This is a genomic window from Lysobacterales bacterium (assembly GCA_016721845.1).
Taxonomy (GTDB): domain Bacteria; phylum Pseudomonadota; class Gammaproteobacteria; order Xanthomonadales; family Ahniellaceae; genus JADKHK01.
Genome location: JADKHK010000013.1, coordinates 764237 through 779983, shown reverse-complemented (window position 1 = coordinate 779983; position 15747 = coordinate 764237). Strand labels below are relative to the sequence as shown.

Below are 15747 nucleotides of genomic sequence, written 5' to 3'. Positions count from 1 at the left end.
GTCAGACCCTCGTCACGGTCAAGCCGGCACCATTGGGTGCCAGCGCAGCAGTTTCGGAATGGCCGAGTTCGACCCAGGCCGCGCCCGTCGGCACGCCGGCATCGGCAAAGGCCGGCAATTCAACAGTGTTCGTTCCATCCGAAACCTTGGCTCGTCCACCCTGAGTCAGGCCTGCCGCCAGGAAGTCGGCAGGATTGAGAGCAACACCAGCCGGCTGTGCCAAAGGCGTCGCCAACAACGCGGACGATCGACGCAGTACCGCGTCGGCGCGATAGATCGGCACGGTCGCGATACGCGTCAGGCCAACACCCGACTTCGTCGTATCCGACATCGCGGCCGACATGGGCACGGCCGCACCCAGCTTGCCGCCCATGCGCGCACGCACATCGGCGATGTCGGTGAAATCGAAGTTCGACACCCCGAGCGCTGCACCAAGCGCCCGCAATACGCGCCAACCAGCACGCGCTTCGCCGGGCAATTTTGCGCCCGCGGCCACGATCTGAACCGAACCATCGACGTTGACGTAGCTGCCGTCGATTTCCGGCGCAAGGCCGATCGGCAACACCGCATGCGCGGTGCGCTTCACGCCGTTACAGGCGTAGGCGCCGACATAGACGTGGAACTCGGCATTGCTCCGGGCGTCGTCGTAGGCCTTCGAGCGCAAGGTGTCCTGTGAACCGGCGTGCCAGGTCAGCAGTGCCTTGCGGGGCTGCGCGAGGATCTGCGCAGCGCTGGCACCACCCTCGCCCGGCACGACGCCGACGCGCGCCAAGCCGACGCCGTTCGCACCCGAAGCGACTTCGTTGAACGCGGTGTTTGTCAACTGTGCAACGGCACGTGCGAGTGCGCGCAGGCGCGACGCCGCCGGATGCTGTACGGCGAAATCGCCGAAGACCAGCACCGAACTCGATGCACCAAGCAAACGCTTTGCGATGGCGCGATGAACATCGTCAACCTTGGACTCGGCAACCAACTTGGCCACGACCATATCGACGCTACCGCCCGACAATTCGAGTGCGGCCTTGGCGATGGCCGCGACTTCGTCGAGCATCTGCCAAGGTTCGACGATCCGTGCCGATGCCGTTTCGAAGTGGAAATCGAAGTCGATCGGATTCACGGCATCGATCATCGCACCGCGCTTCCACGCCTTGCGAATGCGATGCCCGAGCAGCGGCTGGTCGAGACGTGGATTCGAGCCGACCAGCAGAATCGCGGCGGCTTTCTCGACATCGGCCAAGGGCATTTCGAAGGTTGCACCGGCACTGCGGTCTGCGGCGTCGACGACGCGCAGGCGATGATCGATGTTCGCGCTGCCGAGACCGCGCAGCAGTTCGGCGAGCAGGAAACCCTCTTCGCTCGACGCCATTGGCGCAACCAGCGCCGCGATCTGATCGCCGCCGTGTGTCGTCTGGATCCGCGTCAAGCCATCGGCGACGAAGCGGATGGCGTCTTCCCACGAGACCGACTTCAATTCGCCGTCGCCGCCACGGACCATCGGCTGGGTCGCGCGATCTTCCGCATACAGGCCCTGATGGCTGTAGCGGTCGCGATCCGACAGCCAGTTCTCGTTGATCGCCTCGTTGTCCTTGGGGACCGTGCGCAAGACTTCGCCGCGACGCGTGTGCAGGAACAGGTTCGAACCGAGCGCGTCGTGGTAACCGATCGACTCGCGCGCGATCAGTTCCCAGGCGCGCGCCTTGAAGCGGAACGGCTTGTTGGTCAGTGCGCCGACCGGACAGACATCGATGATGTTGCCGCCCAGTTCCGATTCGATCGACTTGCCGATGTAGGTGCCGATCTCGGTGTTCTCGCCGCGACCGATGCCGCCGAGTTCCGAGGTGCCGGCGATCTCGCTCATGAAGCGGACGCAGCGCGTGCAATGGATGCAGCGAGTCATGTCGGTCGCGATCAGCGGCCCGATGTCCTCGTCGGCGACGACGCGCTTGCGCTCGACGAAACGCGAGACCGAACGACCGTAGCCCATGGCCACGTCCTGGAGTTCGCATTCGCCGCCCTGGTCGCAGACCGGGCAGTCGAGCGGATGATTGATCAGCAGGAACTCCATCACATTCCGCTGCGAATTCAGTGCACGCTCGGAGCGGGTGCGGATCTTCATGCCTTCCATGACCGGCGTCGCACAGGCCGGCACCGGCTTCGGCGCCTTTTCTACGTCGACCAGGCACATGCGGCAATTCGCCGCGATCGGCAGCTTCTCGTGGTAGCAGAAGCGCGGCACGGCGACACGCGCCTTGTCCGTGGCATGAATGATCATCGCGCCTTTCGGCACCTGCATCGCGATGCCGTCGACCTCGATGTTCACGAGATCGGGCGCGGTGGTATTGCTCGGCTGCGCGCTCATGCCGCGGCTCCCTGCTGCACGTCGACGATCGAGCGACCGTGCGTGATGAAGTATTCGAATTCGTGCCAGTAATGGCGCAGGAATCCTTGCACCGGCCACGCCGCGGCCTCGCCGAAGGCACAAATGGTGTGGCCCTCGATCTGGCCTGCGGCCTGCTTCAGCATCTGCAGGTCGTCAAGGGTGGCCTTGCCGTCGACGATGCGCGTGAGCATGCGATACATCCAGCCGGTGCCTTCGCGGCAGGGCGTGCACTGGCCGCAGGACTCGGCGTAGTAGAAGCGCGCGATGCGCTGGCAGGCACGCACCATGCAGGTGCTGTCGTCCATCACGATGACGGCACCCGACCCGAGGCCGGAGCCGGCCTTCTGGATGCTGTCGTAGTCCATGGTCAGGCCCATCATCGTCTCGGCCGGCAACACCGGCATCGAGGAGCCGCCCGGGATGACGGCCTTGAGCTTGCGGCCACCGCGCACACCGCCGGCCATCTCCAGCAGATCCTTGAACGATGTGCCCAATCGAATTTCGAAGTTGCCAGGCTTGGCGACATGACCGGAGACCGAGAAGACCTTTGGTCCGCCATTGTTCGGCTTGCCGAGATTCAAGAACCATTCCGCTCCATTACGGATGATCGCGGGTACCGACGCGTAGGTCTCGGTATTGTTGATCGTGGTCGGCTTGCCGAACAGGCCGAAGTTCGCCGGGAACGGCGGCTTGAAGCGCGGCTGGCCCTTCTTTCCTTCCAGCGATTCCATCAGCGCGGTTTCTTCGCCGCAGATGTAGGCGCCGGCACCAAGCGCATTGTGGATGTCGATGTCGATGCCGCTGCCGAGAATGTTCTTGCCCAGCCAACCGTGCGCGTAGGCGTCCTTCAAGGCCAGCTCGATGCGTTCGAACGGCTCGTGATGGAACTCGCCGCGCATGTAGTTGTAGGCAACCGATGATCCCGTCGCATAGCAGGCAATCGCCATGCCTTCGATCACGGCGTGCGGGTTGTAGCGCAGGATGTCGCGGTCCTTGCAGGTGCCGGGTTCCGACTCGTCGGAATTGCACAGGATGTACTTTTGCCCGGGTGCATTGCGCGGCATGAAGCTCCACTTCAGGCCAGTCGGAAAGCCAGCGCCACCGCGACCGCGCAAACCCGACTGCTTCACCATCTCGATCAACGCCGCCTGGTCCATCTTCTCGGTCAGGATCTTGCGCAGGGCCTGATAACCGCCGGCCTTCAGATAGCTGTCATAGGTCCACGGCTGATCGAAATGCAGGGTCGTGAACACGACATTGTGTTCCTGCGGCGCAGGTCCGACGGCGCCGTGGCGATCGAGGTAGGAAGGTCCGTGTGCCATGGGATTCACTTCAGTCCGTCGAGGATCTCATCCACCGAGGCGGTGGTGAGTTTCTCGTGGTAGTGGCCGTTGACGACCATCATCGGCGCGCAGGCGCAGGCCGCGAGGCATTCCTCTTCGCGCTTCAGGTACAGGCGGCCATCCGGGGTGGATTCGCCGAGCTTGATGCCGAATTTCTTTTCGCAATGGGCAACGATGTCCTCGGCGCCATTGAGCCAGCAGGAAATATTGGTGCAGATCGCGACATTGTTGCGGGCGACCGGTCGGGTCTCATACATCGAATAGAAGTTCGCGACTTCATAAGCCCAAACCGGCGGCAGATCGAGGTACTTGGCGACCGCGGCAATGAGCGGATCGTTCAGATGGCCATGGTTCTGTTCCTGCGCGGCCCACAAGGCCTGCAACAGCGCCGAGCGCTTGCGTTCGGGCGGGAATTTGGCGACCCAGTGATCGATATGCTCGATCGTCGCGCTGCTCAGCACGGCCTTCGGATCGATGTCCTTGACCTGTTCGAAATTACCGGTGGCTCTCATGGTCTGTCCTGCCCGCGCTCAGCGATCGATCTCGCCGAACACGACGTCGAATGTGCCGATCAATGCAACCACGTCCGGCAGCATGTGCCCGGTCGCGATCTCGTCCATCGCCGAAAGGTGCGCAAAACCCGGCGCGCGCAACTTCAATCGGAACGGTTTGTTGGCGCCATCGGCGATGATGTACGCCGCGAACTCGCCTTTCGGCGCCTCGACCGCCGCATACACCTCGCCCGCCGGCACCGCATAACCTTCGGTAAACAGCTTGAAGTGATGGATGAGGGCTTCCATGTCGTCCTTCATCTCTTCGCGCTTCGGCGGTGCAACCTTGTAGTTCTGCACCATCACCGGACCGGGATGGGCGCGCAGCCAGGCCACGCACTGCTTGATGATGCGGTTCGACTGGCGCATCTCTTCGACGCGCACGAGGTAGCGGTCGTAACAGTCGCCGTTCTTGCCGATCGGAATCTGGAACTGGAACTTGTCGTATGCGGCATAGGGCTGCTTGCGACGCAGGTCCCACTCGATCCCGGAACCGCGCAGCATCGGGCCGCTCATGCCCCAGGCCAGTGCCTGCTCCGGCGACACCACGCCGATGCCGACCGTGCGCTGCTTCCAGATGCGATTGTCGGTCAGCAGCGTTTCGTATTCGTCGACGCGCTTCGGAAAGTCGTCGGTGAAGGCATCGAGGAAGTCCAGCATCGAACCCTCGCGCCAGGCATTCACGCGCTTCAGATCCTTGCCCTTGTTCCACGGCGATTCGCGGTACTTCGGCATCTGGTCCGGCAGGTCGCGGTAGACGCCGCCCGGGCGGTAATAGGCCGCATGCATGCGCGCGCCGGAGACCGCTTCGTAGCAGTCCATCAGTTCCTCGCGCTCGCGGAACGCATACAGGAACAGCGTCATCGCACCCAGATCGAGCGCGTTCGAGCCGAGCCACATCAGGTGATTCAGGATGCGCGTGATTTCATCGAACAGCGTGCGGATGACCTGCGCTCGTTCCGGCGCGGCAATGCCGAGCAACTGTTCGATCGCACGCACGTAGGCGTGTTCGTTGCACATCATCGACACGTAGTCGAGGCGATCCATGTAACCGATCGACTGGTTGTACGGCTTGGATTCGGCCAGTTTCTCGGTGCCCCGATGCAGCAGGCCGACATGCGGGTCGGCGCGCATCACGGTTTCGCCGTCGAGCTCCAGCACCAGGCGCAGCACGCCATGCGCAGCCGGATGCTGCGGGCCGAAGTTGATCGTGTAGTTGCGGATCTCTTGCATGCTCACTTCCCTGCCGTGCGCGCTGCGGATTCGGAGCGCGCCTGGTCGTAACGAGCATCGTCGCGCACCACGCGCGGCACGCCGACACGCGGTTCGATCGACACTGGTTCATAGATCACGCGCTGCTTCTCGGCGTCGTAACGCACCTCAACATTGCCGATCAGCGGGAAGTCCTTGCGGAATGGATGACCCACGAAACCATAGTCGGTGAGGATGCGGCGCAGGTCCGGATGACCTTCGAACAAGATGCCGAACAGGTCGAAGGCTTCGCGTTCGAACCAGTTCAGGCCTCGCCACAGACCGACGAGGGACGCCACCACCGGCAGGCCTTCGTCTGGCGCGAAGCAGCGGATGCGCACGCGCCGGTTGTGTGCCAGCGAAAGCAGGTTGACGACCACTGCATAGCGCTGTTCCTTGTGGGCCGCCTCCGGTCGCTCGGACCAGTTGAAGCGGCCCGGCCCGAAGCCTTCGACACCGCGCGAGAAGCCCTCACCGCTGACATCGCTGGTATCCCACTCGGCCTCGCCATGACCCAGGTAGTCGACGCCGCACAAGTCGACCGCCTGCTCGAAGCGGAACTCGGCCTCGTCGCGCAATGCGCGCGCGACATCCACCCAGCACTCGGACTTGATCTCGACGGTCGGCACATCGACCGAATCGATCACGCGCAGGATCTGGTCGGCGAAGCGTTCGCGCAACCGGTCGGAGAATCGGATCTCGCTGTCGCTCATGGTTCTTCCTCAGCGCGCGATGATCGCGTTCTTGCCGACGGTATTCGTCCTGCGGATCTTCTTCTGCAACTGCAGGATGCCCCAGATCAGCGCCTCTGCCGTCGGCGGGCAGCCGGGCACGTAGACATCGACCGGGACCACGCGGTCACATCCGCGCACGACCGAATAGGAATAGTGGTAGTAGCCGCCGCCGTTCGCGCACGAACCCATCGAGATCACCCATTTCGGTTCGGGCATCTGGTCGTAGACGCGGCGCAGCGCCGGCGCCATCTTGTTCACCAGGGTGCCGGCCACGATCATCACGTCCGATTGGCGCGGCGACGGGCGGAACACGACGCCATAACGATCGGTGTCGAGTCGTGGCGCACCGGCCTGCATCATTTCGACGGCGCAGCAGGCGAGGCCGAAGGTCATCGGCCACATCGAGCCGGTACGCGCCCAATTGACCAGAGCATCCATCGATGCGACTGCATAACCGCGCTCGATCAGCGGATTCGAAGCGTCGGGACGAAGGATGTCGTCGACTTCGCCGATCGGCTCGGGATTGTGGAAGAACGAAGTCTTTACGCCCATGTGATCACTCCCATTCCAGCGCGCCCTTCTTCCAGACGTAGGCGAAACCCAGCACCAGAAGCAGCAGGAACATGCCCATTTCGATGAGCCCGATCAGGCCGATATCGCGGAACACGACGGCCCAGGGGAAGATGAAGGCGATTTCGAGGTCGAAGACGATGAACAGGATCGCCATCAGGTAATAGCGCACATCGAACTTCATGCGCGCATCTTCGAAGGGCAGGAAGCCGCACTCGTAGGGTGCGAGCTTGTCCTCGCCAGGCTTGCTCGGTCCGATCAGCGTACCGATGGCGAGCAGGGCGACCGCGATGATCGTCGCCAGGCCGAGAAACAGCAGTACCGGCAGGTATTCGGACAGTTCCATGCGTTGTCCCGCTTCTTCTTCGTGCGTCTTACTGCAAAAAAGAAAGCCGCGATGCGGCTTCTTTTTAGGTGTTTGGTGCCCAAGGGGGGACTCGAACCCCCACGACCTAAATCGCTACCACCTCAAGGTAGTGCGTCTACCAATTCCGCCACCTGGGCAAGTTGCTCATTCTACCCGCTAGTCGCCTTCAGTTAGAAGACTCAGGCTGGGTTGATTCGTTTGTTTTCGCGTCGTCCGTGGCCTCGACCTGCGTCGTGTCGACGGGCGCAGCAACCTTGGCATCCGTCGCCGCAGGAACGTCGCTGGTCGGCGTCGGCGCCACTGGAACATCACCGTTCGCGGGAGCCGGCGCGGCGGCCGGCTTGACGACCTCTGCGGGCGTTTGGGCGGCGCCCATCACGCCGAGATCGGCCGCTGCACCGGCAGTCTTCTTGGCGTTGTGGCTGATGTAGACGCCCATGCCGATGCTGAGCGCGAAGAACAGCACTGCCAGCCATTTCGTTGAACTGCTGAGAAAGTTCGCCGAACCGCGCGAACCGAACACCGTGGCCGAGGCGCCACCGCCGAAGCCGGAGCCGGCTTGCGCACCGGAACCGCGCTGCAGCAGGATCAAGCCGATCATCGCGAGCGCGACCACGACATACAGCGCCAGCAAGATCTTGAGACCGAGTTCGAAGCTCATTTCTATGTCCAGGATGCGTTTCAGTGGGCCGCGGCACGGATGATCGCGACGAAATCGTCAGCGACCAGCGACGCGCCGCCGATCAATCCGCCATCGATATCCGACTGTGCAAACAGCGTCGCCGCATTGTTCGGCTTGACGCTGCCGCCATACAGGATGCGCAGCGAGCCAGCGATATTAGCAGAATCTTTTGCGACCACGCCACGCAGCAGGGCATGGACGGCCTGAGCCTGTTCAGGCGAGGCGGTGCGGCCGGTACCGATCGCCCAGACTGGCTCGTAGGCCAGCACGGCGTTCGCGAAGGCATCGACCCCTGCGGCATCGATCACCGCGCGCAACTGCATCGACACCACGGTGTCGGTTTCGCCGGCATCACGCTGTGCCAGCGTCTCGCCGACACAGAGGATCGGCGTCAACCCGGCCGCCTGCGCAGCGATGAATTTGGCTGCGATCAATGCATCAGACTCGGCGTGGTACTGGCGACGTTCGGAGTGTCCGAGGATCACCTGGCGGCAGCCGACTTCGCGCAGCATGCCCGGGGCGACCTCACCGGTATATGCACCGCTGGCCTGCGCACTCGCGTCCTGCGCACCGATCGCCAGCGTCCTCGCCACCGCAAGCGCGCCGTGAAGATACGGATACGGCGGCATCACTGCGACGTCGACCTGCGGGAACGGGCCAGCGGCCTCGATCGCCAAGACCAACTCGCGCGTCATCGCGAGACTGCCATGCATCTTCCAGTTGCCAGCGATCAGCGGTCGGCGCATGTCGGGTTTCCACTCTGAAGGGCGCGCAGGATAGTCTCCGCCCTCCCCTGCGGCAATTGATCTCGCTCATGACCCAAGCATTCGAATGGCGCGGACAACGCGCCCTGATCAGCGGCGCGTCGGCTGGCATCGGCCAGACCTATGCAGAAATGGCCGCCGCCCGCGGCTGCCATCTGGTGCTGACGGCACGCCGCATGGATCGGCTGGAGTCTCTCGCCGCAACGCTGCGCACGAAATACGGCATCGAGGTCGACTGCATCGCGGCCGACCTGGCCGAACCGGCCGCGATCGAATCACTGTGCGCAACACTGGCCGAACGCGGGCTGTCCATCGATGTTCTGGTCAACAACGCCGGCTTCGGCGTTCCCGGCGCCTATCATCAGACCGATTGGGCGACGCAGGCGCGCTTCCTGCAAGTGATGATCAACGCCCCGGCCGAATTCGCCCATCGCCTGCTGCCGGGCATGCGTGAACGTCGCCGCGGCGCGATCATCAATGTCGCGTCACTGGCCGGACTGGTGCCGGGCTCCGCCGGCAGCACGCTGTACGGTGGCTCGAAAGCCATGCTGATCAAGTTCTCGCAGTCGCTGTCGCTGGAAACCTCGGGGCGCGGCATCCGCGTGCAGGCACTCTGCCCCGGTTTCACCTACTCCGAGTTCCATGACGTCACCGGCGCGCGCGCACTGGTCAGCCAGATGCCGAACTACCTGTGGATGGATGCCGCCAGCGTCGTGCAAGCCTCGTTCGACGCGCTGGATCACGATCGCGTCATCTGCGTGCCCGGACGCGTCAACCGCCTGCTCAAGTTCATCAGCAAGCACCTGCCCGACCAGACCGCACTGCGCCTAGTCGGTCGCCGCTCGAAGCAGTTCCGTCGGTTCGACTGAATCAGACCAGCTTGATCTCGCGCAGGCGTTCCATCAGGTAGTCGTGCGAGGTGATCGGGGTCGGATAGCGACTCGGATTGTCCGCGCTGACGCAACTCGGCAACACGTCGATCAGGAAATCCGGGTTCGGGTGCAGGAAGAACGGGACCGAGAAACGCGGCTTGCGCGCGGCATCGCCGGGCGGATTGACGACGCGATGCGTGGTCGACGGATAGACGTGGTTGGTCAGGCGCTGCAGCATGTCGCCGATGTTGACGACGATGGTGTCGCCCTCGGTCGTGATCGGCAGCCATTCGCCTTCGCGCGTCAGCACTTCCAGGCCCGCTGCGCTGGCGCCGACGAGCAGGGTGATGAAGTTGATGTCCTCGTGCGCGCCGGCGCGCACGTTCGGCACGTCCGGTGCGGTGATCGGCGGATAGTGGATCGGGCGCAGGATGCTGTTGCCGAAATCGATCTTGTCGTCGAAGAACTTCTCGGGCAGCTCGATGTGCAGGGCCAGCGCACGCAACACGCGCACGCCCAATTGATCAAGCGCGGTGTAAAGCGCGTAACCCGCCTCGTGGAAATCGGCGACCTCGGCCGGCCACAGATTCGCCGGCATCACATCGGCATATTTCGAATCGCGCGGAATCTCGCGGCCGATGTGCCAGAACTCCTTCAGGTCCGGATACTTCGAATCCTTCGCGGTCTCGACCATGAAGCCGGTGTAGCCACGGGCGCCGCCGGAACCGGGCACGTGATAGCGCCGTTTCACCTCATCGGGCAGCGCGAAGAATGCCTTGAATGCGGCATAGGCGCGATCGACCAATTGCGGCGAGAGTCCGTGGCCACTGATGCCGCAGAAACCGTATTCGCGATAGGCCGCGCCGATGTCGCGTACGAAGGCGTCGCGGTCGGTGTCGTAGCGGCGAATGTCGAGGGTCGGGACATGCTTCTGGGTCATGGCAGCTTCCAGGGTGGGGACGTGCGCGTTGCCACGTCCGGGAATCGGGTCGAATGGGAGATCAAGCGGCGGATGATACGGCGGCCGCGACCGCTTGTGCGATGCGCTGCACCAACGCGGCATCGTCGGCCTCGACCGTGACCCGGATCACCGGCTCGGTCCCGGAGGCACGCAAGACCAGTCTCCCGCGGCCGGCCAGTGCGTCTTCAGCCGTGGCTCGCGCCGCAAACACCTGCGCCGTCTCCAACGGGCGTGCGCCCGCGGCAAAACGAACATTGATGGTCTGTTGCGGGAAACGCGGCATGTCGCCGCGCCATTCGGACGCACTGCGCGCACTCGCCGACAGGGCCTCGAGAACTTGCAGCGCTGCGATCATCGCATCGCCGGTGCCGGCGCGATCCAGGCAAAGCACGTGGCCGGAGGCCTCGCCGCCGAGCACACCCGAGGTTTCGTGCAAGCGCTGGTGTACGTAGCGGTCGCCGACATTGGCGCGCGAAAAGGCGATGCCCTGCCCCGCCAACTTGAGTTCGAGCGCCATGTTCGTCATCAGGGTACCGACCACCGGCCCGCGCAGACGACCGCTGCGATGCCACTCGGTCGCGAGGATGTGCAGCAGATCGTCGCCATCCAGCAATTCGCCTTCGGCATCGACGAACAGCACGCGGTCGCCGTCGCCATCAAAGGCGATACCGAGATCGGCGCGTTGGTCGCGTACTTCGGCCTGCAGCGCGGCAGGTTCAGTCGAACCGACGCCCCGATTGATGTTCAAACCGTCCGGTGTGATGCCGATCGCGTTGACCGAAGCGCCCAGCATGGAAAACAGGCGCGGCGCCAGCTTGTAGGTTGCACCATGCGCGCAGTCGAGGACGATGCGCAGGCCGTCGAGGCGGAATCCGGCCGGCACGCTGGCCGCGACGAAACCGAGATAGCGATCGTCCGCATCGGTCATGCGCGCGGCGCGGCCCAGGCGTTCCGGCGCGACCGGGGATTGCGCTACCGCCAGTGCAGCCTCGATCGCGAACTCTTCCGCGTCACCGAGCTTTTCGCCCTTGGCCGAAAAGAACTTGAAGCCGTTGTCGTGATGCGGGTTGTGCGACGCACTGATCACGACGCCGGCACAGGCGCCGATCGCCTGGGTCAGGTGCGCCACGCCCGGCGTCGGCATCGGGCCAAGCAGACGAACGTCGGCGCCGGCTGAAATCAAGCCCGCTTCCAAGGCGGATTCGAGCATGTAACCGGAGCGACGCGTGTCCTTGCCGATGACGACGACGCCGCCATCGGACTTGGCGAGCACACGCCCGGCCGCATGACCCAGCCGCAACGCGAACTCGGCGGTGATCGGCGTGATGCCGACATGGCCGCGGATGCCATCGGTGCCGAACCAGGTCTTATTGCTCATCGTCGGTCGAATTCCATCGTCAAGGGCATCATCGATCACGCCACATCGAAAGCATAGGCGAGCACGTCGCGAAGATCACCCGTGCCGAGCATCGTTTGCAACAGGCGCTCGATGCCGAGCGCGACACCGGCACAATCGGGCAGGCCCGGCAGCGCAGCGATCAATCGCTGGTCGATGGCGATATCTGCCTGGCCACGCGCCTGCCGCCTCGCGAGATCGGCCAGAAAGCGCCGCGATTGTTCCTCGGCATCGTTCAGTTCGTGGTAGCCATTCGCAAGCTCGCGTCCACCCAGATAACACTCGAACCGCTCGGCGACGTCGACGTCGTCACGGCGGACAACGCGCGCCAACGCGCATTGCGAGGCGGGAAAATCATGCACGATCAGGGCCAGATCGGCGGGCAACGCCGGCTGCAGACGATGCGTGATCAGCAGATCGAGCCAATCGTCGCGACCAAGGCCGTCTTCGTCGATGCGCACGTCGCCGAGTGCCTGCCGCAACTCGCCGACACTTGCGTGAAAGGGGTCGAGCGACAACGCGTCGCGGAACCAGTCGCGATAGGTCGTCGTGCGTGTTTCGAGGGTGCGTCCGACCGCGCGCATCGCCACACCGACCAGTTCAAGCACTTCGTCGGCGAGCGCATGATGATCGATGCCGACGCGATACCACTCGAGCATCGTGAACTCGGGGTTGTGGGTGCGCCCGGCCTCGCCATTGCGGAATACCCGCCCGAGTTCGTAGCAGTCGCCAACGCCCTCGGCCAGCAGGCGCTTCAACGGAAATTCCGGCGAGGTGCGCAACCAGCGCCGACGTGCACCGGCATCGACATGACCACTGAACCCGGTCACGAAACTCTCGATGTTCGGATCGGTATTGCCCGCAGCCGACAGCATCGGTGTCTCGACTTCCAGCACGCCACGCGCGGCGAAGAACGCACGGATCAGCATGTACAAGTCGGCACGCAGGCGCAGCGCCTTCAGGCGATCGGCCCGCATGTTCAGGCGCCGTACCCGGCCAACAAGGCCAGCAAGGCGTTCTCGTCCAGCACCGGAATACCGAGCGACTGCGCCTTGTCGAGCTTGCTGCCGGCTTCGGCACCGGCCACCAGGAAACTCGTCTTCGCCGACACGCTGCCGGACACCTTCGCTCCGAGGGATTCGAGGCGCTCCTTGGCTTCGTCGCGGGTCAGACTGGCGAGCGAACCGGTCAAGACGATGGTCTTGCCGAGCAGCGGACCGGCCGCCGCGAGCGGTTCGCCCTCTTCCCACGCCACGCCCCGCGCCCGCAACCCGTCGATGATCTCGCGCTGATGCGGTGCCGAGAAGAACGCGGCGATGCGCGATGCGACCACCGGACCGACGTCGGGCGCGGTCATCAGGTCGGCCTCGCTGGCCGATGCAATCCGATCGAGCGCACCGAAATGTCGGGCCAGCGTCTTCGCGGTCGATTCGCCGACATCGCGGATACCGAGCGCAAACAGCAGGCGCGGCAGGGTCGTGGCACGACTGGCGTCGATCGCCGCCAACAGGTTCTCGGCCCAGCGACTCGCTACCTTGCCCTTCTTGACGGACTCCGGAACCACCCCGTCGCGCTCGTCGGCGCGACGTTTCATGTCGAGCAGCTGATCCAGCGTCAGCGCATACAGATCGGCGACGTGGTGAACAAAACCGAGGTCGACGAGAGTGTCGATGTACGCATCGCCGAGACCTTCGATATCCATCGCCCGGCGCGATGCGAAATGCCGGATCGATTCCTTGCGCTGCGCCGGGCAGACCCCCGTGCCGGTACAGCGCAATACCGCCTCGTCACCTTCGCGCGCGAGCAGCGAACCGCACTCGGGACAGTGCGTCGGCATCTCGAAGGGCGGGAGTCCGTCGGGGCGCTGGTCGAGCACGACCGACACGACTTCCGGAATCACGTCGCCGGCGCGGCGCACGATGACGGTATCGCCGACCCGCACGTCCTTGCGTCGGACCTCGTGTTCGTTGTGCAAGGTGGCGTTGGTGACGACGACGCCCGCGACCTGGACCGGACGCAAGCGCGCGACCGGCGTGACGGCGCCGGTGCGACCGACCTGAACATCGATGGCCTCGACAACGGTTTGTTCTTCTCGCGCCGGGAACTTGTGCGCGATGGCCCAGCGCGGCGCGCGCGAGACGAAGCCGAGTTCGCGCTGAGCGGCGATCTCGTCGACCTTGTAGACGACGCCGTCGATGTCGTAGGGCAACGCATCGCGGCGTTCGCCAATGCGGCGGTAATAGCCGAGCAGACCCGCGATGCCGATGGCACGGTCGGCCTCTGGACATACCGGCAAGCCGTAACGACGAAAGTCCGCGAGCATGTCGGTGTGCTGCCGCCAACGGGGTTCCGGTTCGATGTGACCGAGCGCATACGCGAAGAAGGCCAGCGGTCTCGATGCCGAGATCCTGGGGTCGAGCTGGCGAATCGAGCCGGCCGCGGCATTGCGCGGATTCGCGAGCGTCCGTTCGCCACGTTCTCGCGCACGTTCGTTGAACGCCTCGAATGCCTCACGCGGCATGTACACCTCGCCACGAACTTCCAGCATGCGCGGCCAGCCGCTGTCGATCAGCTTCAGCGGCACCGAGGGAATGGTACGCACGCTGTGCGTCACATCCTCTCCGGTGCTGCCATCGCCACGCGTCGCGGCACGGGTCAGGCGTCCATCGACATAGAGCAGGCTGATCGCGAGCCCGTCGATCTTGGGTTCGACCGAGAACGCGATGTCCTCATGCCCAAGCTTGTCGGCGATGCGACGGAAGAAATCCCGCACATCGTCGTCGCTGAAGGCATTGCCGAGGCTGAGCATCGGCACCTCGTGGCGCACCTCGGCGAATCCGCCGGTGACCGGCGACCCGACGCGTTGCGTCGGTGACTCGGCGCTGACGAACTCCGGATGCTCGGCTTCGAGTGCCTGCAATTCGCGCAGCAGCGCATCGTAGGCACTGTCCGCGATCGTCGGCGCATCCAGCACGTGATAGCGGTGGTTGTGGGTGTCGATGTCGCTGCGCAATTGCTCGATGCGCGTGGCCACATTCCCGCTTGCGAACGACGCGCCGCTCACGATTTCACCAGGTTTTGCGGATGGTGTTCTTTTCCTGCGCGCGATCGTAAGCACGCAGTTCATCGCGAAGATGCTGGATGCGCTGTCGGCCGAGCGCGTTGCGCTCCTCGTCCAGTACCTGACCGCCGAGCAATTCCGCGAGACGCTGCGCCGTCGGCAACATCGCGTCCCAGGCATCGAGCGCCGACAGCGCGTTCGGCATCACCATGAACAGGGACAGCCCGCCGGTGCGCAGCGACTGGATCTGGCCCATCTCGAAGCGGCCGGGACGCATCATGTTCGCGACACTGAACACCGCGCCATACTCGGACGTCGTCGCCGGCATGCGATGGAACACCCCGAGCGCGCCGTAGACCAGCCCGGTCTTCTCGGCCGCAACGATGATGTCGCTGCCTGCAAACGGGGCGCCTTCCGGCGCAGTGACGTAAATGGTGACGATGCGATCGGTCTTGTCGGACGCGCGCGCACCGATATTCGACTCGACATAGACCGGCGCAGGCCGCGCATCGTCGGACTCGGGCATGTCGATCCTCAGCTCCGACTGACGCGGACTCGCATCGTCGGCCGCATCGTCCCCCTTGATCTCGCGACCGAGGCGATCGAGCTCGGCCGCGATTTCGGGATCGAGGCCCTCGTCATCGCCGATGCGAACGTCGCCGAATTGCGGCTCGGTCCGTTCACTGGCCGGTTTGCTCGGCACCCGACGACCCTGGGGTGGCGCCGGGCGCCGCCCGGTCCACCAGATCAACGCGAGCACGAGGGCTCCAATGACGGCGAGGATGATGCGCAACGTGCTCGCGTCCATGATGGCT

The 15747-nt window shown here is 64.3% G+C and carries 15 protein-coding genes and 1 tRNA gene; 1 reads left to right on the top strand and 15 read right to left on the bottom strand.

The window, feature by feature from the left end; genetic code table 11:
* Position 1: 1 nt before the first annotated feature.
* The 10 genes from IPP28_10870 to IPP28_10825 form a co-directional block, all read right to left on the bottom strand.
* Positions 2 to 2359 (bottom strand): NADH-quinone oxidoreductase subunit G, encoded by a 2358-nt coding sequence (locus tag IPP28_10870; protein MBL0041520.1) that lies wholly within the window; start codon positions 2357 to 2359, stop codon positions 2 to 4.
* Positions 2356 to 3702 (bottom strand): NADH-quinone oxidoreductase subunit NuoF, encoded by a 1347-nt coding sequence (nuoF, locus tag IPP28_10865; GenBank protein ID MBL0041519.1) that lies wholly within the window; start codon positions 3700 to 3702, stop codon positions 2356 to 2358. The genes IPP28_10870 and nuoF overlap by 4 nt, the downstream gene beginning before the upstream one ends.
* Positions 3703 to 3707: 5 nt before the next feature.
* Positions 3708 to 4235, bottom strand: a complete 528-nt coding sequence (gene nuoE / locus IPP28_10860; protein MBL0041518.1) for an NADH-quinone oxidoreductase subunit NuoE — start codon at positions 4233 to 4235, stop codon at positions 3708 to 3710.
* A gap of 18 nt (positions 4236 to 4253) precedes the next feature.
* Positions 4254 to 5507, bottom strand: coding sequence for an NADH-quinone oxidoreductase subunit D (locus IPP28_10855; protein ID MBL0041517.1), 1254 nt, complete (start codon positions 5505 to 5507; stop codon positions 4254 to 4256).
* A 2-nt stretch (positions 5508 to 5509) separates the two neighbouring features.
* On the bottom strand, positions 5510 to 6238 hold the full coding sequence (locus IPP28_10850) for an NADH-quinone oxidoreductase subunit C (GenBank protein MBL0041516.1): 729 nt from the start codon (positions 6236 to 6238) through the stop codon (positions 5510 to 5512).
* Between the two features lie 9 nt (positions 6239 to 6247).
* Positions 6248 to 6811, bottom strand: a complete 564-nt coding sequence (locus IPP28_10845) for an NADH-quinone oxidoreductase subunit B (GenBank protein MBL0041515.1) — start codon at positions 6809 to 6811, stop codon at positions 6248 to 6250.
* 4 nt (positions 6812 to 6815) lie between these two features.
* A complete protein-coding gene (locus IPP28_10840) occupies positions 6816 to 7175 on the bottom strand; it encodes an NADH-quinone oxidoreductase subunit A (GenBank protein MBL0041514.1) in 360 nt (119 codons plus the stop codon).
* A 73-nt stretch (positions 7176 to 7248) separates the two neighbouring features.
* Positions 7249 to 7333: transfer RNA gene (locus IPP28_10835), tRNA-Leu, on the bottom strand.
* 29 nt (positions 7334 to 7362) lie between these two features.
* Positions 7363 to 7857, bottom strand: coding sequence for a preprotein translocase subunit SecG (gene secG / locus IPP28_10830; GenBank protein MBL0041513.1), 495 nt, complete (start codon positions 7855 to 7857; stop codon positions 7363 to 7365).
* Between the two features lie 20 nt (positions 7858 to 7877).
* On the bottom strand, positions 7878 to 8624 hold the full coding sequence (locus IPP28_10825; protein ID MBL0041512.1) for a triose-phosphate isomerase: 747 nt from the start codon (positions 8622 to 8624) through the stop codon (positions 7878 to 7880).
* 68 nt (positions 8625 to 8692) lie between these two features.
* Between IPP28_10825 and IPP28_10820 the strand changes: the two genes are divergently transcribed.
* Positions 8693 to 9511, top strand: coding sequence for an SDR family oxidoreductase (locus tag IPP28_10820; GenBank protein MBL0041511.1), 819 nt, complete (start codon positions 8693 to 8695; stop codon positions 9509 to 9511).
* Position 9512: 1 nt separating this feature from the next.
* On the opposite strand, the gene IPP28_10815 is transcribed toward IPP28_10820, so the two are convergent.
* The 5 genes from IPP28_10815 to zipA form a co-directional block, all read right to left on the bottom strand.
* Positions 9513 to 10454, bottom strand: coding sequence for an isopenicillin N synthase family oxygenase (locus tag IPP28_10815; GenBank protein MBL0041510.1), 942 nt, complete (start codon positions 10452 to 10454; stop codon positions 9513 to 9515).
* 61 nt (positions 10455 to 10515) lie between these two features.
* Positions 10516 to 11853 (bottom strand): phosphoglucosamine mutase, encoded by a 1338-nt coding sequence (gene glmM, locus IPP28_10810; GenBank protein MBL0041509.1) that lies wholly within the window; start codon positions 11851 to 11853, stop codon positions 10516 to 10518.
* A 35-nt stretch (positions 11854 to 11888) separates the two neighbouring features.
* Positions 11889 to 12848, bottom strand: coding sequence for an EF-P lysine aminoacylase GenX (gene genX / locus IPP28_10805; protein MBL0041508.1), 960 nt, complete (start codon positions 12846 to 12848; stop codon positions 11889 to 11891).
* A 2-nt stretch (positions 12849 to 12850) separates the two neighbouring features.
* On the bottom strand, positions 12851 to 14998 hold the full coding sequence (ligA, locus tag IPP28_10800; protein ID MBL0041507.1) for an NAD-dependent DNA ligase LigA: 2148 nt from the start codon (positions 14996 to 14998) through the stop codon (positions 12851 to 12853).
* A complete protein-coding gene (zipA, locus tag IPP28_10795; GenBank protein MBL0041506.1) occupies positions 14940 to 15740 on the bottom strand; it encodes a cell division protein ZipA in 801 nt (266 codons plus the stop codon). Before zipA ends, ligA begins: the two co-directional genes overlap by 59 nt.
* Between the last annotated feature and the right edge of the window lie 7 nt (positions 15741 to 15747).